The organism is Micromonospora sp. MP36 (assembly GCF_008119785.1).
Classification (GTDB): domain Bacteria; phylum Actinomycetota; class Actinomycetes; order Mycobacteriales; family Micromonosporaceae; genus Micromonospora.
Genome location: NZ_VSFA01000010.1, coordinates 76,802 through 95,798, shown reverse-complemented (window position 1 = coordinate 95,798; position 18,997 = coordinate 76,802). Strand labels below are relative to the sequence as shown.

The window sequence follows — 18,997 nt, the reverse complement described above, 5'->3', positions numbered from 1 at the left end:
GGGGCGTGCTGTGCGTGCGATCAGGCGGAGTGAGCGCGCAGCACCCGGAGACCGCCGCGGCGCTTCACCGCGCGGCGCTCCTCCTCGCTCATCCCGCCCCAGACGCCGGCGTCCTGACCGGACTCCAGCGCCCACTGCAGGCACTGGTCGGTCACCGGGCAGCGCCGGCAGACGGCCTTGGCCTGCTCCACCTGCAGGAGGGCCGGACCGGACGTCCCGATCGGGAAGAACAGCTCCGGGTCCTCGTCGCGGCAGACGGCATCGTGGCGCCAGTCCATGGCGGCAACACTCCTCATTCTTAAGTGGGGGCCAGATAACGCTTCGTTGCTTTTCCTATATGCGTCCGCATTGCCGACTGGTGACGGTCAGCATCCACCAATTCGGCAGTGCGTGAGCAGGCTGCGGGCCCCGGGACCTGCTGGAACAGCTCAACCTGCCGAGCATATCCAGGCAATGTCCCGGTAACACAAGTTCGCTTGTGAATACTTTCACGAACTGCGGCGATGTCAAGGGTGCCGCTCGGAAAAACTCCGAACAGTGAGCGGACTCACCACCCTTTTGTCCGGGTTTCAGAGCGCTCTGGTTACCCGGCGTACCACAGTCGAGGATCAATATAGTACGGTCTGCGTGACATTGCTGACATTTCCGGCACCTTTCGTCGGTGTGGCTTGCGCCGACCCCAGCTCGGCGCGTCTGCGCCACCGACCTGAAGCCGTCGCCGACAACCCCAACTCGGCGTGTCCGACGCCGCGCCGCGACTGGAGCAATCGCCCACCACGGGAGTGCGGTGGGTCACCCGGTCAACCGACGGCAGTACCCGAGACCTAGCAGATTACTCTCAGTGCGGCCGGAATGGATGCGAATCTAACTTTCTCTCGCTCGCCCAGGTAGTCCCCGTCCAGCTGGAAGGCCAGCGGTCGGGCCGAGAGCAGGGTGAACTCCGCCACGTCGTGCAGCCGGAGCACCCGGCGGCCGTGCGGGTCGGGCGTACGGGAGAAGAACTGGGTCACCGTACGTGCCGTGCTGACGACGCGCAGTTGCCGCATCGCCAGCACGTCCAGGCCGAGGTCGAAGGACGCCTGCGGGTTCGGGTTGATCTCGCGCTCGCCCAGGTACGTCCAGGGCGCCGTGTTCTGGACGATGACCGTGCCCAGTTCGGCCTCGGCGGTCTCGCCCGGCCGCTCCAGGGTGATGCTGGGATGGCGCCGGTCGGAGGCCAGGAAGTACTGGCTGACCGTCGACCGGAGATAGAGCGCCGGCGTCGAGACCCGGCCCCGCTTGCGGGCCCGCTCCACCCGGTGGATCACCGCGGCGTCGATGCCGAAGCCGGCGCAGAAGGTGAAGTAGCGGTCGTCCGCCCGACCCAGGCCGATCGTCCGGGACCGGCCCAGGCGCAGCCCCTCCAGGATCATGCTGGTCCCGTCGGGCCACTCCCGGGGCAGGCCGAGCGCGCGGGCGAAGACGTTGGTCGAGCCGCCGGGCACGGTCGCCAGCGCCGGCAGCCGCTCCGCCGGCGTGCCCCCGGTCCGGAACGTCGGCGGCTCGGCCGTCATCAGGCCGTTCACCACCTCGTTGACCGTGCCGTCGCCGCCCAGCGTGACCACCAGGTCGACGCCCTCCGCGGCGGCCTCCCGGGCCAGGTCCACGGCGTGGCCCCGCCTGCGGGTGTACCGCACCGACAGGTCGACTTCGCTGCGCAGCGCCCGGACCAGGACGTCACGGCTGCGTTCACTGGTGGTGGTGGCCTTCGGATTGACCACCAGGACGGCCCGCATGGGCGGCACTGTACCGCGCCTACTCACGGGTATCGTGGCGCCGTGACGATCGACTCCGACCCGGTCCCCGCCCCGCTCCGCTGGGCGGTACACCTGCTCCGTGCCGAGGCGGTGGCGCTCGGCCTGGTCGCGGTGTGGCTGATCTGGTCCGACCTGACCGCGCCCACCACCGACCTGACCTCGGCGCTGCTGGTGACGGTCTTCGCGCTCGGTGGGGCGGCCGCGCTCTGGGCCCTCGGCGGCGCGCTGGTACGCCGGAAGTCCGGTGCCCGGGCACCCGCCATCGTGCTCCAGCTCATGCTGCTGCCGGTCGGCTGGTACATGATCCAGGGCGGGCTGGGCTGGCTGGGCCTGCCGCTGATGGCGCTCGGTCTCGGGGTCACCGGGCTGCTGCTCAGCTCGCCGACCAACCGGGCGCTCGGCTTCCACTGACGCCGTCACTCGGCCCCGACCGGGGCGGCGGCCGTCAGTAGCCGGAGGCGCGGCGGGTCAGCAGGGAGATGGTGGCCCGGCCGTCGGCGGCCCGGGCGGACGCCGCGGTGGTCAGCGCGGTGAGCACCTTCCAGGCGAAGGACGACTCGGAGGGCAGCGTCGCGCCCCGGACGGTCGGCACGGTCACCTCGACGGTGAGCGCGTCCTCGGTCACCGCGAACCGGCACTCCAGCTCGGCGTTGCGGGTGGCGATGGCGAGCAGCATGGCGCAGGCCTCGTCGACCGCGATGCGCAGGTCCTCGATTTCGTCGAGGGCGAACTGGAGCCGGGCCGCGAGGCCGGCCGTGGCGGTGCGGAGCACGCCGAGATACCCGCCGTCGGCGGGCACGGTGAGGTGCACGACGTCATCGCTCGTCGGCTGGCCGGTCAGTTGAGTCACCCTCATCCCCCTGGTGCGGGACTCTACCCGGTCAGCCGCCGGGGGATGTGACGGCCGTCGCCTGCGCGGCGAGGTCGTGCAACGCGGTGCCGGCGAGCCGGTAGGGGACCCACTCGTCCATCGGTGCCGCCCCGATGGCGGCGTAGAAGCGGGCCGCCGGATTCCAGTTGATCATCCACCACTCGAGCCGCCGGTAGCCGCGCTCGACACAGATCGCGGCGAGGGTGGCGAGCAGCAGGCGACCGGCGCCGGTGCCCCGGGCGGCCGGCCGGACGAACAGGTCCTCCAGGTAGATGCCGTGCACGCCCTCCCAGGTGGAGAAGTTGAGGAACCAGAGGGCGAAGCCGATCGGCTGGTCGGCCTGGTCCACCGCGACGTGGCCGAAGAGCGCCGGCGCGGGCGCGAATAGCGCGGCGGTGAGCTGCTCCTCGGTGAGGTGGCACTGCTCGGGGGCCCGCTCGTAGTCGGCGAGTTCGTGCACCATCGCGACGACGGCCGGCACGTCCTCGGGACGTGCCGGCCGGATCGTCGGTGCCGGAAGCGGCGGGGTCACGCCTGCTTGGTCTCCCAGAAGATCTTCGAGATCTCGTCGATCTTCGAGAGCAGCTCGTCGGCCTTGGTCGGGTCGGTGGCACCCTTGGCGCCGGCGGAGCCCGCGAGCTTGGTGGCCTCGTTGAAGAGCTGGTGCAGGTGCGGGTACTTCTCGAAGTGCGCCGGCTTGAAGTAGTCGGTCCAGAGCACCCAGAGGTGGTGCTTGACCAGCTCGGCCCGCTGCTCCTTGATCAGGATCGCCCGGGTGCGGAACTCCGGGTCGGTGTTCGCCTGGTACTTCTCGCAGATCATTTTGACCGACTCGGCCTCGATCCGGGCCTGCGCCGGGTCGTAAACGCCGCACGGCAGGTCACAGTGGGCACTGACGGTCACACGGGGCGTGAGGATGCGGGGAAGGCGCATCAGGGTCCTCCATGGGATGTTTGCGATGATCCAAGACGACATTACTCCTGGACATGCTCCCCGGCGGGCGGGAGGTGAAACCCGGTGCGGGCGGTGAACGGATCCGATCCGTGGGGCCTGCGCGGCCCGTTGACGCCGGTGCTGGTCACCGGGCCGTCCATGGCCCCGACCCTGCGGCACGGCGACGCGGTGCTGGTGCGTACCGGCGGCCGGCCGATCCGTCCCGGCGACGTGGTGGTCGCGGTCTTCCGCAGCCGCCCCGACCTGCTCGTGGTCAAGCGCGCCGTCCGTCCCCAGGACGGCGGCTGGTGGGTACGCGGCGACAACGACCTGGTCACCGACGACTCCCGGGCGTACGGGGTGGCGGACGTACGGGGCCGGGTGGTGGCCCGCTACTGGCCGCGTCCGGGGCTGGTCAAAGGTCGGCGGCGGTGGATATGACCCCGCTCACACCCGGGTGACGGGTGCGCCACTATGCTCGGAAAGTGCCCGGGTGACCCCCCGCACCGCCGCCCCGCTGGCCGCTGACCGCGCGCGCCGAGCCGGGCCGGTCCGTCTGCTCGACAGATCCTGGAGTCACCATGTCTTCGTCCCCTCCGGACCCCGCAGATCCCGTCTTCCGGCTGCACCTCGGCGGCAAGATGGCCGTCGCCTCGACCGTGCCGCTGACCAGCCGGGAGGACCTCTCCCTCGCGTACACCCCGGGGGTGGCCCGGGTCTGCGAGGCGATCGCCGCCGCCCCCGACCTGGTCGACGACTACACGTGGGTGTCGCACACCGTCGCCGTGGTCACCGACGGCTCCGCCGTACTGGGCCTGGGCAACATCGGCCCGCGCGCGGCGCTGCCGGTGATGGAGGGCAAGGCGGTGCTGTTCAAGCAGTTCGGGGGCGTGGACGCCGTGCCGATCTGCCTGGACACCCAGGACGTCGACGAGATCGTGGCGACGGTCCGGGCGCTCGCCCCGTCGTTCGGCGGGATCAACCTCGAGGACATCAGCGCCCCGCGCTGCTTCGAGGTGGAGCGCCGGCTCGACGAGGCGCTGCCGATCCCGGTCTTCCACGACGACCAGCACGGCACCGCGGTCGTGGTGCTGGCCGCGCTGCGCAACGCGGCCACCCTGCTCAATCGCAAGCTGGGCGACCTGCGGGTGGCGGTCAGCGGGGCCGGCGCGGCCGGCGTCGCGGTGACCAGGATGCTGATCGCCGGGGGAGTGAACCCGGACCAGGTGGTGGTCTGCGACTCCAAGGGCATCCTCGGCCGGCATCGCGAGCTGACCGGGACCAAGGCCGAGCTGGCCGAGACGACCAACGCGGACGGCCGGCAGGGCGGCATCGCCGAGGCGCTGCGCGGCGCGGACGTGCTGGTCGGCGTGTCGGGTGGGCAGATCCCCGAGGCGGCGGTGGCCGGGATGGCCCCGGGCGGCATCGTGTTCGCGCTGGCCAACCCCACGCCCGAGGTGCACCCCGAGGTGGCCGCCCGGCACGTCGCGGTGGTCGCCACCGGGCGCAGCGACTACCCCAACCAGATCAACAACGTGCTCGCCTTCCCCGGCGTCTTCCGGGGCGCGCTGGACGCCGGGGCCACCCGGATCACCGACGGGATGAAGGTGGCCGCCGCCGACGCCATCGCGGGGGTGGTCGCCGAGTCGCTGACCCCGGAGGCGATCGTGCCGTCCCCGCTGGACCCGCGGGTCGCGCCGGCGGTCGCCGAGGCCGTCGCCGAGGCGGCCCGCCGCGACGGGGTGGCCCGCCGCTGAATCGGGGGAAGGGGCCCCTCTTGTGGCGTTTTGCACTCCGAAGGGTCCCTTCTTAACGAGCGCTCAGCTTGTTACCGTGCCGATCATGCGTGCCGCATATGCCTCCGCCTTCGACGCCGACAACCCGCTCGCCGCGCTCACCGTCGGCGACCGTCCCGAGCCGACCCGACCCGAGCCGGACTGGGTCACCGTGCAGGTGCGGGCCAGCTCGCTCAACCACCACGACCTCTGGTCGCTGCGCGGGGTGGGCCTCAGCGGCGACCAACTGCCGATGATCCTGGGCTGCGACGCGGTCGGCACCGACCCGGACGGCAACGAGGTGGTCATCTACCCGGTGGTGCCCACCCCCGGTGACCCGCGCGGGGTCTCCATCCTCTCCGAGCACTTCCCGGGCACCTTCGCCGAGCGGGTGGCCGTACCCCGGATGAACCTGCTGCCGCTGCCCACCGGCCTGTCGGCGACCGACGCGGCCTGCCTGCCCACGGCCTGGCTCACCGCGTGGCGGATGCTCACCACCAAGGGGCGGGTCGCCGACGGCGAGTCGGTGCTGGTCCAGGGGGCCGGCGGCGGCGTGGCCACCGCGGCCGTCGCGCTCGGCGTCGCGCTCGGCAAGCGGGTGTACGCGACCAGCCGCGACGCCGCCAAGCGGGAGCGGATCACCGAGCTGGGGGCGACCGCGGTGGAACCCGGTGCCCGGCTGCCCGAGCGGGTCGACGTGGTGATCGAGACGGTCGGCGCCGCCACCTTCGACCACTCGCTGAAGTCCGCCGCGCCGATGGCCCGGATCGTCGTCTCCGGGGCCACCGCCGGGCACGAGCCCAAGGTCAACCTGCGCCGGGTCTTCGCCATGCAGCTGGAGATCCTCGGCACCTCGATGGGCACCCCGGACGAGCTCACCGAGCTCCTGGCGTTCTGCGCCGAGCACGAGGTGCGCCCGGTGGTCGACAGCGTGGTGCCGTTCAGCCGGATCGAGGACGGGTTCGCCCGCCTCGCCTCCGGCGACGTCTTCGGCAAGGTCGTCATCGACCACACCGCCTGACGGGGCGGGCCCGCGCCGCGCCGACGAGGGCGGCGCCGGGGTGCCTCAGAGGTGGTCGTCGAGGGTGGCCAGGCCGCCGCGGGTGGCGTCGGCGGGGAGGCGCCGCTTCGCCGCCGCGTCGCCGTAGAGGGTCCAGCGCAGGAACTCGACGGTGGTGTCGGCGACCACCCGCAGCGCCGCGCCGTCGGTCAGCAGGGCCCGGCCGTGATCGCCCTTCGGTAGGCTGAGCAGGGCCTTCGGCCAGGGCACAGCGTCGTAGACCGCCTTGCCGGAGGCGTAGCTCACCACCTCGTCGGCCTCGCCGTGCACGAACAGCTGCGGGGCGGCCGCACCCGCGAAGGCGGTGCCGACGCCGAGCGCCGTACCGGCGAAGACGATGCCGGCGTCGAGTCGCTCGTCCCGCCCCGCGGTGAACAGCCCGATGGTGGTCACCCCGCCCGCGCTGTGCCCGGCCGCGGCCACCCGCTCGGTGTCCAGCCGGCCGTGCAGCGGGTCGTCCGCCTTCGCGTCGAGGGCGAGCACCTGGGTCAGCACGTACGACACGTCGGCCGGCTGGTTGAGCACGTCGAGCACGTTGCCGTCGCCGCCCGCGCCGGTGTGTGGGAACCGCGGCGCGGCCACCACGAACCCGGCCGCCGCCCAGCGGCTGAGCAGCAGCTGGTAGTCCTCCGGCCGGGCGCCCAGCCCGTGGCTGAACATCACCACCGGGAACCGCCCGGTCGCCGCCGGGGCGGACCGCTCCGGCGCACCACCGGCCGCGCCCCGCGCCGGGTACCAGACGGTCACCGGGAGGGCGCGGTCGTCGTGGTTCAGCTTGAGCTGGCGTACGCCGACGGCGAAGCTCTCGGTCGGCGCGTGCCCGGCGGGTGCCCGCGGCGCCGGCGTGGTCGCCGAGGGCGGCGCGCTCGGTGCGGCTCGTCCGGTCGGGACGGTCCCGCCGGAGCAGCCGGCCAGACCCACGCTGAGCAGGGCGGCGGTGATCAGGGCGGCGCGGCGACGGAACATGAACACGATTGTGCCCTGCGTTCCGGACCGGCCGGCCGGCCTTCGGTCACGCCGGCCGTGCTCGACGCCCGGGTCGGCGTCCGGTTGGGCCAGTCGTGCTCGACGACAGATCGGCGATGTGGCGGGGTTCCGGACTGGTCGATACCGCCAGGTCGCGGATGCGGAGCGAATCAAGAACTGCCGCGGAGGTGGGCCAGGTCGGCGGCGTCCTTGGCGCGGCGGGGCCGGGCCGGCATCCAGACCGGGAACATCTCCTTGAACTCGATCTGCGCGGCGACGCTGATGATCGGCGCGACCAGTGGACCGATCCGCCCCGGTCGGGCGTCCAGCATTCCCCCGGGCAGTGGGGTGCCGGCCCACGGCCCAGCCCCGACCACCACCCGCCCCTCGGCGTCCCGGTCCAGGTAGGCGAAGCTCAACTCGACGTCGTCGCGGAGCACGTCGAGCTGGGTCGTGGGCGGCATCCGCGGGTCGGGTCGCCAACCCGCCCCGGCGAGCCCGGCCGCCAGCGCGTCGGCGTCGCGCCGCCAGCAGTACCAGTCGACGTCCACGTGCGGGCGGGTCACCACGCCGAGGTGGAAATCCATCGCCCAGCCGCCGCGCAGCCACACCGCGATGCCCGCCCGGTCCGCCAGCGCCGTCACCTCGCGGATCGCGTCGAGTTGCCGGCCCGCCAGCCCGTCGGAGTCCACGCGGGCGACGCTATCGCCCATCGGCGGGCCGCGCCGCCCCGTCGGGGCTTGGCAGGGCCGGGGGCCGAGCCGTCACCGACGCCGGGTCGGCGATGTGGCGGGATCCGGGGCTGGGCGATACCGCCGGGTCGGCGATGTGCGTCGGACGGCACGGAGGCGTCCGACGGCACGGAGGCGCCCGTCGGCGCGGAGGCGATGTGGCGGAGTCTGGTCGCGGACCCGGAGTGGGCCCGGGGTGAGCGCCGGGTCAGCGGGGGAGTCGGCTGGTGAGCGTGGTGAGGCCGGGCAGGCGGGCGTCGGTGGGGAGGCGGTGCAGGGCGGCCGCGTCGTCGTAGAGCGTCCACCGGAGGAAGTCGATGGTGGTGGCGAGGACCTGCGGAAAGCCGGGGTGCCCCGGGATGAGGTACTCGCCGTGGCCCTGGCCACGCAGGCTCAGGAACGCGGCCGGCCCGAGCGCGCGGGCGTACGCGGCCCGGCCGACCGACTCGGGCACGACCGGGTCGGCGGTGCCGTGCACGAAGAGCAGCGGCGCCACCGGACCGGCGAAGCTGCCGGCCAGCCCGCCGCCGGCGAGCACGATCCCGGAGCGCAGCCGGGCCGAGTGTCCCGAGGTGAACATGCCGGCCGTGGTGAAGCCGCCCGCGGAGTGTCCGGCGGCGGCGATCCGGTTGACGGCCAGGCGCCCGGCGAACGGGTCGCCGCGGCGGGTGTCGAGGCGTACCAGGTGGCGGATCAGCCGCCAGCCGTCGGCGGGCTGGTTGCGGACGTCCGCCCGGGTGAAGTCCCGGGCCCGCAGGTTGGTACGCGGGAACGCCGGCGCGGCCACCACGAAGCCGGCGGCGGCCCAGCGGGCGGTCAGCGGGGCGTGCAGCTCGGGCAGGCTGCGCAGCCCGTGGCTGTAGATCACCACCGGGAACCGCCCGGTGGCCACCCGCGCGCCGGCCCGTACGCTCGGGCCGCCTGCACCGGTCCGCGCCCACAGCGGGTCGGTCGCGGAGGCGGTGGGCGTCGAAGGCGCCGGGGACTCCGCCGGGTACCAGACGGTGACCGGCAGGGGCCGGGGGCCGCCCGGGTCGACGACGAACTGCCGCACGCCGACCGGGTACATCCCCTGCGGGGCGGGTCGCGAGGCGGGCGAGGTCGGACCGCGGGTCGTGGCGCTGGCCGGAGCACACCCCACGAGCAGCGCCGTCACCAGTGCGGCGACCAGCCGCTGCACCCTCACCTCTTCACGGTAGGCGGCCGGGTGGCCGGTGCGGCCCGGACGTCCGGACCAAGCGCCGCCACCACCCGGCCGACGCGGCTCCACCGGCCGGACGATGTTGTCGTCACCGGCCCGGCGGAAGACCCTCCGGGTGGACGAGCTTCGCTATGGTCACGCGCATGTCTGAGAACTACACCGACCCCAGCGGCAACACCGCGCAGTTCCGTGCCTTCGTCGACTCGCCGGACGCGGCAGCGGCGGCCGAGGCGCCGTCCCGGCTCCCGCTGATCGCCGGCATCGGCGTCGCCGTGGTGGTGGTCGCCGTAGTGGTCTGGCTGGCGCTGGCCTGACCCCCGCCGCCGGCTGCGGACGACCACCATCCGGTCCGCGCGGCCCTCGCCGGATTCGGCACTCCAGCCGATCGGACAGCCGCAGGCCGACTGGCCTCAGCCGCGCAAGGCGAGCACGTCCCGGGTCTCCCGGGCGATCTCGCGCTCCTCGTCGGTACGGATCACGCAGACGGTGACCTCGGTGCCGGCGGGGGAGATCACCCGGTCGCCGCTGCCCTCGTTGCGCGCCGGGTCGACGGCGATCCCCAGCCGGTCCAGGCCGGCCAGCGCGGCGGCGCGGACCGGTGCCGCGTGTTCGCCGACGCCGGCGGTGAAGGTGACCGCGTCCACCCGTCCGAGCAGGGCGTAGTAGCCGCCCACGTAGCTCTTGATCCGCCGACAGTAGGCGTCGAAGGCGAGCGCGGCGGCGGGATCCCCGCCGTCCCGGCGGGTCAGCACCTCGCGCATGTCGTTGGCCCCGGTCAGGCCGAGCAGGCCGCTGCGGTGGTTGAGCAGGTCGTCGATCTCGTCCACGCCCATCCCCGCCTCGCGGCGCAGGTGGAAGATGACCGTCGGGTCGAGGTCCCCGCTGCGGGTGCCCATGACCAGGCCCTCCAGCGGCGACAGGCCCATCGAGGTGGCCACACTCCGCCCGCCCTGGACCGCGCAGGCGCTCGCCCCGTTGCCCAGGTGCAGGGTGATGGTGTTCAGCTCCGCGTACGGCCGGCCCAGCAGCTCGGCGGTGCGCCGCGAGACGTACGCGTGCGAGGTGCCGTGGAAGCCGTACCGGCGGACGCCGTACCGCTCGGCGGTGTCCCGGTCGATGGCGTAGGTGGCGGCGGCCTCGGGCAGCGTGTGGTGGAACGCGGTGTCGAAGACGGCGACCTGCGGGGTGTCCGGCAGCGTCTCCCGGGCCACCCGGATGCCGGCCAGGTTCACCGGGTTGTGCAGCGGGGCGAGCGGGACGAGGTCCTCGATCGCGGCGAGCACCCGGTCGTCGATCAGTGTCGGCGCGCTGAACGTGCAACCGCCGTGCACCACCCGATGCCCGACCGCGGTCAGCCCGTCGAGGTCGAGCCGGTCGATGATCTCCCGTACCGCGCTCTCGTGGTCGGGCGGCCCGCCGCCCGGCTCGCCCACCCGCTCGATCTTGCCCTTGTCCCGGACCTCCTCGCCGTCGTACAGCCGGTACTTGACGGACGAGGACCCGCAGTTGAGGACCAGCACCCGGTCGGTCACGCGACCCCCTCCGACGACGCGGCGGCCTGGATGGCGGTGATCGCCACGGTGTTGACGATGTCCGGCACGGTGGCGCCCCGGGACAGGTCGTTGACCGGCCGCCGCAGGCCCTGCATGACCGGGCCGACCGCCACCGCCCCGGCCGAGCGCTGCACCGCCTTGTAGGTGTTGTTGCCGGTGTTCAGGTCGGGGAAGATGAACACGGTGGCCCGCCCCGCCACCGGGCTGTCCGGCAGCTTGGTGGCCGCGACCTGCGGGTCGATCGCCGCGTCGTACTGGATCGGGCCCTCCACCAGCAGCTCGCGCCGGCGCTCCCGGACCAGCTTGGTGGCCGCCGCGACCTTCTCCACGTCCGCCCCGAAGCCGGAGTCGCCGGTCGAGTACGACAGCATCGCCACCCGCGGCTCGATGCCGAACCGGGCCGCCGTGTCGGCCGAGGAGATGGCGATGTCGGCGAGCTGTGCGGCGTCCGGGTCCGGGTTGACCGCGCAGTCGCCGTAGACCAGCACCCGGTCGGCGAGCAGCATGAAGAAGACACTGGAGGCGACGGAGACCCCCGGCACCGTCCGGATGATCTCGAAGGCCGGCCGGATGGTGGCCGCTGTGGTGTGGGTGGCGCCGGAGACCATCCCGTCGGCGCGTCCGGAGTGCACCATCATGGTGCCGAAGTAGTTGGGCTGCGCCACGATGTCGTGGGCCAGCTCGGGCGTGACGCCCCGGTGCGCGCGGAGCCGCGCGTACTCGGCGGCGAACTCGTCCCGCCACTCGCTGGCGGCCGGGTCGACCACCTGCGCACCGCCGATGTCGACGCCCAGCTCCCGGGTCCGCCGGGCGACGTCCGCCGGCCGCCCGAGCAGGGTCAGGTCGGCGACGCCCCGGTGCAGCAGGATCTCGGCCGCGCGCAGGATGCGCTCCTCGGCGCCCTCCGGCAGCACCAGCCGCCGGCGCCGCGCCCGGGCCCGGTCGATCAGGTCGTTCTCGAACATCAACGGGGTGACCCGCGCGGAACGGCTGACCCGTAGCCGCCGGGCCAGGTCGACGGTGTCCACGCAGCGTTCGAAGGCACCGAGCGCCGCCTCCACCTTGCGGGGGTTCGCCACGCTGGGCCGGCCCTCGATCCGGCTGGACGCCTCGACCGTGGCGTAGCTGTCGCTGGTCACCGACAGCACGGCCAACCCGGTGTTGAGCCGCTCGACCAGCCGCATCGCCCGCGGGTCCGGCTGCTCGCCGAGGGTGAGCACCAGCCCGGCCACGGAGACCTGCCCGGCCACGTGCGCGGCGCTCGCCGCCACCAGCAGGTCGGCCCGGTCGCCGGGGGTGATCACCAGCGCGCCGTCGGTCAGGTGGTCCAGCAGGGTGGGCACGTGCGCCGCGCCCACCACGTAGTCGAGCACGTCCCGGTCCAGCGCGGTGTCGTCGCCGGAGAGCAGGGTGGCGCCGAGCGCCGCCGCCACCTCGGCCACCGTCGGCGCCGACACGGCCGGCACCTCCGGGATCGCGTACGCGGGGACGGGCAGCTCGGGCAAGGCCATCGGCGCGGGCACCCGGTTGGCGACCACCGCCACCACGGTCGCCCCCAGGTCCGCCAGGTCGTGGTACGCCCCGCGCACCGCCGCCGCGACCGCCTCGGGCGGCTGGTCGAAGCCGTCGACCACCGGCACCACCACGCTGCCGAACTCCGTCGCCAGCCGGGCGTTGAACGCGAGCTCGCGCGGGCCGGCACCGTCCCCGTCGGCGAAGTCGCTGCCCACCACGACCACCGCCGGGCAGCGCCGCTCCACCTCCCGGTAGCGGGCCACGATCCGGGAGATCAGCTCCTCCCGCCGGCCGTCCGCGACCAGCGTGGTGGCCTCGGCGTACGTCGCGCCGTGCAGCGCGTCGACCGGCAGCTCCACCCGGTAGCGCTCGGTGAGCAGCGCGAGGATCTGGTCGGGGCCCCGGCCGGCGACCAGCGGCCGGAACGCGCCGATCCGCTCGACCTGCCGGGACAGCAGCTCCGCCAGCCCGAGCGCGACGGTCGACTTGCCCCCGCCCGATCCCACGCTGGTCAGGTACACGCTGCGTGCCACGCACTCACGCTACAAGATCGCGGTGTCGGCCGCCCGGGTCCTTGTGCCCGGGACCGGCCCCTCGCCGATCAGGACGAGGTCGGCGTGGCGGGCCGGGTGTCCTGGCCCACGTCGCTCTCGTCGACGGACTCGGCAGCCCGGAACAGCGCGTCGCTCTTCGCCACCCAGGCCGCCCCGAAGGCGAACACGGCCACCGTCTCGCACCACAACACCGGCTTGAGCGTGTGCCGTACGTCCGCGGGCAGTTGCGTGCTGGCCAGCGCGAGTGCGATCGCCGCCAGGATCAGCCCGCCGCAGACGCGGTAGAACCGGACGGCCGACGGGCGCGGCGGCACGCCGACCCGGTCCCGGCGGGTGAAGAGGAAGAGGCAGAAGGCCGCGAGGAGCACGAACAGCGCCGCGGCGGCGACCTGGTGCACCACGCCGACCAGCCGGTCGCTGTGGCTGGTGGTGCCGGCCGGCGCGCCCACCGTGGTGGGGAACAGGGCCACCGCCACCGCCAGCACCCCGGCTACGGTGCCCAGCGCGTCGTCCGGCCAGTGGTAGCGGTAGGCGATCAGGAACACCCCGACGGCGCACAGCGAGCCGACGAAGACGTCCCGCATCTCGGTGTGGTAGTAGCCGCTGAGCGAGTCGAGCAGGGTGAGCCGGCGGGCGACGACCAGGTGACCCACCACCAGCACGACCGGCAGTGCGATGCCGACGGATCCGATGCCGAGGCGCAGGTGGCGTACGGTCACCGCGTCCTGCGGCGGCTTGTGGAGTTCGGGATTCATCTCCGCCTCCCTGGCGTCGGCGGGGTGTGGTCCGACGCGTCCTGGTCGCTGGGGCGTTGCTCTCCAGTGGACGCGACCGGCACGGTCCGCGTCAATGGTCGGCTCACCCGCCGGCGGGCGCCAGCTCCCGTTCGTACACCTGCCCGGTCAGGTCCGCGCCGAAGCTGTGGTGTGGTTCCTCCTGCACCAGGCGGAAGCCGCGGGAGAGGTAGATCCGGCGGGCGGCGACCAGGGGGTGATTGGTCCAGAGCCGCATCCGGGTGTACCCCGCCCGGCGGGCGAAGGCGAGGCACTCGTCGACGAGTCGGCCGCCGACCCGCCGTCCCCGGGCTGCCGGGTCGACCAGCAGGATGCGGAGCTGCGCCGTCCGCTCGTCCGCCGCCACACAGAAGACGCAGCCCACCCGCTCGCCGTCCAGCTCGGCGATCCAGGCCGCCTCGCGGGCCGCGTCGTGGCCGGCGGCGTAGTCCGCCACGATCCGGGCCACGAGCGCCTCGAAGCTGGTGTCCCAGCCGAACTCGGCGGCGTACACCTCGCCGTGGGCCATCACCACCCAGCCGAGGTCACCGGGGCGGCCCAACGGACGAATGAGGATTTCCGCGCTCATCGACAGCCCTCCACAACTGAAACAGTCGTTTCAGTGGCAGAGTAGCGCTGTGACGCAGCACGAGCGACCCCCGAGTGCCCGCCGCGACGAACTCCTCGAGCGGGCGTACCGGTACGCGTTGGAGCACGGGCTGGCGGAGCTGTCGCTACGCCCGCTCGCCGCCGCCATCGGGTCCAGCCCTCGCGTCCTGCTCTTTCTCTTCGGCTCCAAGGACGAGCTGATCCGTGCCCTGCTCGCCCGAGCCCGGGCCGACGAGCTGGCGGCGCTTCGGCAGGCCCGGGAGGCGACGGGCGCCGACGACTTCGCCGCGGCGGTGCGGGCGACCTGGGCATGGCTCGTGGCGCCGGCACACCGCCCGATGCTGGTCCTCTGGCTGCAGGCGTACGCCCGCTCGCTGAGCGAACCGGACGGACCGTGGGCGGGCTTCGCCCGGCAGACGGTGGCGGACTGGCTCGGCCTGCTGGCCGACGCCCACGGCGAGGCCGGCGGCGGCGCCACGGATCCCGCCCTCGGTCTGGCGCTGCTACGCGGCGCCCTGCTCGACCTGCTGGCCACCGGAGACGCCGAACGCACCACGGCGGTCGTCGAACGATACCTGTGCCTGGTCGGGACGACGGCCCGGTAACCCGGCCGGCCTTGCCGACCTACTCCTCGTCCTCGTCGTCCAGCCGGGCCAGCCAGGTGGCGAAGCGCTCGATCGGGGTCTCGAACTCCGGGTTCAGGTCCACGAAGTCGCGGAGCCGCTCACCCAGCCACTCCATGCTGATCTGCTCGTCGCCCCGGCGCTCGACCAGCTCCTCGATGCCGCGGTCGGTGAAGTACATGATGAGTCCTCTCGGCAGAAAAGGGCCGCCACGCGACCGGGGCAGCGGCCGTCGTACGGTCGCTGCCCCGGCACTGGCGGTGCGGTCAGGTCACGGGCGGGGGAGGGCCGCCTCGATCAGCGCGCCCTGCTCGACCTCGTGCATCTTCGCCGAGCCGACCGCCGGGGCGGCGGCGGCCGGGCGGGAGATGCGGCGCAGCCGGACGCCGTCCAGGTGCTCCAGCAGGTTGAGCGCGACGAACGACCAGGCGCCCTGGTTGGCCGGCTCCTCCTGGACCCAGGCGAAGTCCTCGGCGTTCGGGTACTGCGCCAGGGCGGCCCGGACCTCCTCGACGGGCAGCGGGTAGAGCTGCTCCACCCGGATGATCGCGGTGTCCGTGACGCCCCGCTCCTGCCGGGCCTGGAACAGGTCGTAGTAGACCTTGCCCGAGCAGAGCAGCACCCGCTTCACCTGCTCCGGCGCCGGAGCGGCGGTGTCCCGCAGGACCGGCTGGAAGGTGCCGATGGTGAAGTCCTCCACCGGCGACACGCAGAGCTTGTGCCGCAGCAGCGACTTCGGCGTGAACACCACCAGCGGCTTCCGCTTCGGCGAGAGGGCCTGGCGGCGCAGCAGGTGGAAGTAGTTCGCCGGGGTGCTCGGGATCGCCACCCGCATGTTGTCCTCGGCGCAGAGCTGGAGGAACCGCTCCGGGCGGCCGGAGGTGTGGTCCGGGCCCTGGCCCTCGTGACCGTGCGGCAGCAGCAGGGTGACCGCGGAGCGCTGGCCCCACTTCACCTCGCCGGAGGAGATGAACTCGTCGATCACCGACTGGGCGCCGTTGACGAAGTCACCGAACTGGGCCTCCCAGCAGACCAGCGCGTTGACGTTCTCCACCGAGTAGCCGTATTCGAAGCCCATGGCGGCGTACTCGGACAGCAGCGAGTCGTGGACGAAGAAGCGGGACCGCTCGCCGTCGCCGGTGAGCGACTGCAGCGGGAGGTAGTCGTCGCCGGTCTTCGCGTCGACGACCGAGGCGTGCCGCTGGACGAAGGTGCCACGGCGGGAGTCCTGCCCGGCGAGCCGGACGGTGACCCCGTCGTGCAGCAGCGAGCCGAACGCGATGATCTCGCCGTAACCCCAGTCGATGTTGCCCTCGACGGACATCTTCGCCCGGCGGTCGAGCAGCTGCTGGATCCGCTTGTGCGGGGTGAAGCCCTCCGGCAGGTTGACGTGCGCCTCGCCGATCGCCTTGATGACGGCCGCGTCGGTCGCGGTCTCCACCTGCGGCTCCGGCTCGACCAGCCGGGGCGGCCGGCTGAGCTGGCGCGGGGTGGTGGCGGCGTCGCGGGTGGCCTTGAAGACCCGCTCCAGCTGCGCCTGGTAGTCGCGCAGCAGCTCCTCCGCGTCCTCCACGGTGATGTCACCCCGCCCGATGAGCTCCTCGGTGTAGAGCTTCCGGACCGACCGCTTCGAGTCGATGATCCGGTACATCTGCGGGTTGGACATCGACGGGTCGTCGCCCTCGTTGTGCCCGCGCCGGCGGTAGCAGACCATGTCGATCACGACGTCCTTGTTGAACGCCTGGCGGTACTCGAAGGCGAGCCGGGCCACCCGGACCACGGCCTCGGGGTCGTCGCCGTTGACGTGGAAGATCGGCGCCTGGATCATCCGGGCCACGTCGGTGCTGTAGAGGCTGGACCGGCTGTATTCCGGGGCGGTGGTGAAGCCGACCTGGTTGTTCACCACCACATGCACGGTGCCGCCGGTGCGGTAGCCGCGCAGCTGGGACAGGTTCAGCGTCTCGGCGACCACGCCCTGGCCGGCGAACGCGGCGTCACCGTGCACCGCCAGCGGCAGCACGGTGTAGCCCTCCAGCTTGAGGTCGATCCGGTCCTGCTTGGCCCGGACGATGCCCTCCAGCACCGGGTCCACGGCCTCCAGGTGGGACGGGTTCGCCACCACCGAGACCTTGACCGCGTGCCCGCCGTCCGGCGTGGTGAACTTGCCATTCTGGCCGAGGTGGTACTTCACGTCGCCCGAGCCCTGCGTGGAGCGCGGGTCGAGGTGCCCCTCGAACTCGGAGAAGATCTTCTCGTACGGCTTGCCGACGATGTTGGCCAACACGTTGAGCCGGCCGCGGTGGGCCATGCCGATGACGACCTCGTCCAGCCCGGCCTCGGCGGAGCACTCCAGCACCTCGCCGAGGAGCGGGATCAGCGACTCGCCACCCTCCAGCGAGAAGCGCTTCTGGCCGACGTACTTGGTCTGCAGGAAGGTCTCGAACGCCTCGGCCGCGTTGAGCCGGTTGAGCACGTGCTTCTGCTCGTCCGGGGTCGGCTTCTCGTACTTGCGCTCGACCCGCTCCTGGAGCCAGCGCCGCTCCTCCGGGTCCTGGATGTGCATGTACTCGATGCCGACCCGGCGGCAGTACGAGTCGCGCAGCACGCCGAGGATCGAGCGCAGCTTCATCCGCTGCTTGCCGGCGAAGCCGTTGACCGGGAAGACCCGGTCCAGGTCCCACAGGGTCAGCCCGTGCTCCAGGACGTCCAGGTCCGGGTGCTTGCGGATGGTGAACTCCAGCGGGTCGGTGTCGGCCATCAGGTGGCCCCGGACCCGGTACGCGTGGATCAGCTCGTGCACCCGCGCGGTCTTGTTGATCTGGCCCTCGGAGTCGACGGCCACGTCGCGCACCCAGCGCACCGGCTCGTACGGGATGCGCAGCGAGGTGAAGATCTCGTCGTAGAAGCCGCGCTCGCCGAGCAGCAGCTCGTGCATCACCTTGAGGAACTCGCCGGACTGGGCGCCCTGGATGATGCGGTGGTCGTACGTGCTGGTCAGCGTGATGATCTTGCTGACCGCCAGCTCGGCCAGGGTCGCCTCGCTCATGCCCTGGTACGGGGCCGGGTATTCCATGGCGCCGACGCCGATGATGGCGCTCTGCCCCTGCATCAGGCGCGGGATCGAGTGGACCGTGCCGATGCCGCCCGGGTTGGTCAGCGAGATGGTGGTGCCGGCGTAGTCGTCCATGGTGAGCTCGTTGCGGCGGGCGCGCCGGACCACGTCCTCGTACGCCTGCCAGAACTGCCGGAAGTCCATCTGCTCGCAGGCCTTGATGGAGGGCACCACCAGGTTGCGGGAGCCGTCCGGCTTGGCCAGGTCGATGGCGATGCCCAGGTTGACGTGCTCCGGCCGGACCATCGCCGGCTTGCCGTCGACCTCGGCGTAGGAGTTGTTCATCTCCGGGTGCTCGATCAGCGCCCGGACCATCGCGTACCCGATCAGGTGGGTGAAGCTCACCTTGCCGCCGCGGCCGCGGGCCAGGTGGTTGTTGATCACGATGCGGTTGTCGACCAGCAGCTTCGCCGGGACCGCGCGGACGCTCGTCGCGGTCGGCACGGCCAGCGAGGCGTCCATGTTCTGGACGATCTTGGCGGCCACGCCGCGCAGCGGGGTGGTGCCGGCGGCACTCACGGCGGGGGCCTTGGCGGCCGGCTTGGCCGGGGCGGCCTTGGCGGCCGGCGCGGGCTTCGCGGCGGCGGGCTTGGCGGGGGCCGGGGCGGCCTTGGCCGCGGCGGCCGGCTTCGTGGCGGGCTGCTCGGCGGCCGGCCGCTGGGTCACCGTGGCGACCGCCTCCTGCTGCTCGGCCGGCTCCGGCGCGGCGGCCGGCTTGGCCTGGCCGTCAGGGCGCGGTGTGGCGGCGCCGGGGGCCGGCTTGTAGTCGGCGAAGAAGTCGTGCCAGGCCGAGTCGACGCTCGACGGGTCGGCGAGGTAGCGCTGGTACATCTCCTCGACGATCCACTCGTTCGGGCCGAAACCCGCCAGTGGGTTCTCCTGCGAAGTCTGCTGGGTCGACACGGCCGCTGATCGCCTCTTTCAC

20 protein-coding genes are annotated in these 18,997 nt (G+C 72.9%); 6 read left to right on the top strand and 14 right to left on the bottom strand.

The features are described from left to right. Positions 1-20 precede the first annotated feature (20 nt). A complete protein-coding gene (locus FXF52_RS11850; protein ID WP_073834718.1) occupies positions 21-278 on the bottom strand; it encodes a WhiB family transcriptional regulator in 258 nt (85 codons plus the stop codon). Positions 279-824: 546 nt separating this feature from the next. Continuing rightward, the gene (locus FXF52_RS11845) at positions 825-1,775 is read right to left on the bottom strand and encodes a diacylglycerol kinase family protein (protein ID WP_148796387.1); all 951 of its coding nucleotides are present in this window, start codon (positions 1,773-1,775) and stop codon (positions 825-827) included. A gap of 42 nt (positions 1,776-1,817) precedes the next feature. Here FXF52_RS11845 and FXF52_RS11840 point away from each other — a divergent pair, with 42 nt between their 5' ends. After that, positions 1,818-2,207: a hypothetical protein gene (locus FXF52_RS11840; protein WP_148796385.1), complete on the top strand. Its 390-nt coding sequence runs from the start codon at positions 1,818-1,820 to the stop codon at positions 2,205-2,207. A gap of 34 nt (positions 2,208-2,241) precedes the next feature. Here FXF52_RS11840 and FXF52_RS11835 read toward each other — a convergent pair whose 3' ends face one another. The 3 genes from FXF52_RS11835 to sodN form a co-directional block, all read right to left on the bottom strand. Next, the gene (locus tag FXF52_RS11835) at positions 2,242-2,646 is read right to left on the bottom strand and encodes an ATP-binding protein (protein ID WP_148796487.1); all 405 of its coding nucleotides are present in this window, start codon (positions 2,644-2,646) and stop codon (positions 2,242-2,244) included. 31 nt (positions 2,647-2,677) lie between these two features. Beyond that, positions 2,678-3,130, bottom strand: coding sequence for a GNAT family N-acetyltransferase (locus FXF52_RS11830; protein WP_148796485.1), 453 nt, complete (start codon positions 3,128-3,130; stop codon positions 2,678-2,680). A gap of 65 nt (positions 3,131-3,195) precedes the next feature. Next, positions 3,196-3,600: a superoxide dismutase, Ni gene (gene sodN, locus FXF52_RS11825; protein ID WP_148796383.1), complete on the bottom strand. Its 405-nt coding sequence runs from the start codon at positions 3,598-3,600 to the stop codon at positions 3,196-3,198. An 84-nt stretch (positions 3,601-3,684) separates the two neighbouring features. Here sodN and FXF52_RS11820 point away from each other — a divergent pair, with 84 nt between their 5' ends. From FXF52_RS11820 to FXF52_RS11810, 3 genes are all read left to right on the top strand, one after another. Continuing rightward, a complete protein-coding gene (locus tag FXF52_RS11820; RefSeq protein WP_187413453.1) occupies positions 3,685-4,041 on the top strand; it encodes a S26 family signal peptidase in 357 nt (118 codons plus the stop codon). A gap of 140 nt (positions 4,042-4,181) precedes the next feature. After that, positions 4,182-5,357 (top strand): NADP-dependent malic enzyme, encoded by a 1,176-nt coding sequence (locus FXF52_RS11815; RefSeq protein ID WP_148796381.1) that lies wholly within the window; start codon positions 4,182-4,184, stop codon positions 5,355-5,357. Between the two features lie 76 nt (positions 5,358-5,433). Then, complete coding sequence (locus FXF52_RS11810; protein ID WP_187413452.1) at positions 5,434-6,396, top strand: zinc-binding dehydrogenase; 963 nt, start codon at positions 5,434-5,436, stop codon at positions 6,394-6,396. Positions 6,397-6,441: 45 nt separating this feature from the next. On the opposite strand, the gene FXF52_RS11805 is transcribed toward FXF52_RS11810, so the two are convergent. From FXF52_RS11805 to FXF52_RS11795, 3 genes are all read right to left on the bottom strand, one after another. Then, positions 6,442-7,401, bottom strand: coding sequence for a dienelactone hydrolase family protein (locus FXF52_RS11805; protein ID WP_148796378.1), 960 nt, complete (start codon positions 7,399-7,401; stop codon positions 6,442-6,444). Between the two features lie 170 nt (positions 7,402-7,571). Further along, a complete protein-coding gene (locus FXF52_RS11800) occupies positions 7,572-8,093 on the bottom strand; it encodes a nucleotidyltransferase domain-containing protein (protein WP_255471861.1) in 522 nt (173 codons plus the stop codon). Positions 8,094-8,340: 247 nt separating this feature from the next. Next, positions 8,341-9,318, bottom strand: coding sequence for an alpha/beta hydrolase (locus FXF52_RS11795; protein WP_148796374.1), 978 nt, complete (start codon positions 9,316-9,318; stop codon positions 8,341-8,343). A gap of 158 nt (positions 9,319-9,476) precedes the next feature. On the opposite strand from FXF52_RS11795, the gene FXF52_RS41575 reads away from it, so the two are divergent. Continuing rightward, the gene (locus FXF52_RS41575) at positions 9,477-9,647 is read left to right on the top strand and encodes a hypothetical protein (RefSeq protein WP_187413451.1); all 171 of its coding nucleotides are present in this window, start codon (positions 9,477-9,479) and stop codon (positions 9,645-9,647) included. Between the two features lie 96 nt (positions 9,648-9,743). Here the strand turns inward: FXF52_RS41575 and FXF52_RS11790 are convergent, their stop codons facing one another. The 4 genes from FXF52_RS11790 to FXF52_RS11775 all read right to left on the bottom strand — a co-directional run bounded on the left by FXF52_RS11790 (position 9,744) and on the right by FXF52_RS11775 (position 14,317). Continuing rightward, positions 9,744-10,865, bottom strand: a complete 1,122-nt coding sequence (locus FXF52_RS11790; RefSeq protein WP_148796372.1) for an acetate/propionate family kinase — start codon at positions 10,863-10,865, stop codon at positions 9,744-9,746. Next, positions 10,862-12,934: a phosphate acetyltransferase gene (pta, locus tag FXF52_RS11785; RefSeq protein ID WP_148796370.1), complete on the bottom strand. Its 2,073-nt coding sequence runs from the start codon at positions 12,932-12,934 to the stop codon at positions 10,862-10,864. The genes FXF52_RS11790 and pta overlap by 4 nt, the downstream gene beginning before the upstream one ends. A gap of 68 nt (positions 12,935-13,002) precedes the next feature. After that, a complete protein-coding gene (locus FXF52_RS11780) occupies positions 13,003-13,710 on the bottom strand; it encodes a DUF998 domain-containing protein (protein WP_187413450.1) in 708 nt (235 codons plus the stop codon). A gap of 103 nt (positions 13,711-13,813) precedes the next feature. Beyond that, the gene (locus FXF52_RS11775) at positions 13,814-14,317 is read right to left on the bottom strand and encodes a GNAT family N-acetyltransferase (RefSeq protein ID WP_148796368.1); all 504 of its coding nucleotides are present in this window, start codon (positions 14,315-14,317) and stop codon (positions 13,814-13,816) included. 49 nt (positions 14,318-14,366) lie between these two features. Here FXF52_RS11775 and FXF52_RS11770 point away from each other — a divergent pair, with 49 nt between their 5' ends. After that, on the top strand, positions 14,367-14,942 hold the full coding sequence (locus tag FXF52_RS11770) for a TetR/AcrR family transcriptional regulator (RefSeq protein WP_255471860.1): 576 nt from the start codon (positions 14,367-14,369) through the stop codon (positions 14,940-14,942). A gap of 19 nt (positions 14,943-14,961) precedes the next feature. Here the strand turns inward: FXF52_RS11770 and FXF52_RS11765 are convergent, their stop codons facing one another. Together FXF52_RS11765 and FXF52_RS11760 are read right to left on the bottom strand one after the other, a co-directional pair. Beyond that, positions 14,962-15,141 carry a DUF6104 family protein gene (locus FXF52_RS11765; RefSeq protein WP_148796364.1) on the bottom strand — a complete coding sequence of 60 codons (180 nt, stop codon included), beginning with the start codon at positions 15,139-15,141 and terminating at the stop codon, positions 14,962-14,964. Between the two features lie 90 nt (positions 15,142-15,231). Continuing rightward, complete coding sequence (locus FXF52_RS11760) at positions 15,232-18,975, bottom strand: multifunctional oxoglutarate decarboxylase/oxoglutarate dehydrogenase thiamine pyrophosphate-binding subunit/dihydrolipoyllysine-residue succinyltransferase subunit (protein WP_148796362.1); 3,744 nt, start codon at positions 18,973-18,975, stop codon at positions 15,232-15,234. Positions 18,976-18,997 lie beyond the last annotated feature (22 nt).

Coding starts and splice junctions, on each gene's coding strand:
- FXF52_RS11850 (WP_073834718.1), bottom strand. CDS start 278: ATGGACTGGCGCCACGATGCCGTCTGCCGCGACGAGGACCCGGAGCTG.
- FXF52_RS11845 (WP_148796387.1), bottom strand. CDS start 1,775: ATGCGGGCCGTCCTGGTGGTCAATCCGAAGGCCACCACCACCAGTGAA.
- FXF52_RS11830 (WP_148796485.1), bottom strand. CDS start 3,130: ATGGTGCACGAACTCGCCGACTACGAGCGGGCCCCCGAGCAGTGCCAC.
- sodN (WP_148796383.1), bottom strand. CDS start 3,600: ATGCGCCTTCCCCGCATCCTCACGCCCCGTGTGACCGTCAGTGCCCAC.
- FXF52_RS11815 (WP_148796381.1), top strand. CDS start 4,182: ATGTCTTCGTCCCCTCCGGACCCCGCAGATCCCGTCTTCCGGCTGCAC.
- FXF52_RS11805 (WP_148796378.1), bottom strand. CDS start 7,401: ATGTTCCGTCGCCGCGCCGCCCTGATCACCGCCGCCCTGCTCAGCGTG.
- FXF52_RS41575 (WP_187413451.1), top strand. CDS start 9,477: ATGTCTGAGAACTACACCGACCCCAGCGGCAACACCGCGCAGTTCCGT.
- FXF52_RS11780 (WP_187413450.1), bottom strand. CDS start 13,710: ATGAATCCCGAACTCCACAAGCCGCCGCAGGACGCGGTGACCGTACGC.
- FXF52_RS11775 (WP_148796368.1), bottom strand. CDS start 14,317: ATGAGCGCGGAAATCCTCATTCGTCCGTTGGGCCGCCCCGGTGACCTC.
- FXF52_RS11765 (WP_148796364.1), bottom strand. CDS start 15,141: ATGTACTTCACCGACCGCGGCATCGAGGAGCTGGTCGAGCGCCGGGGC.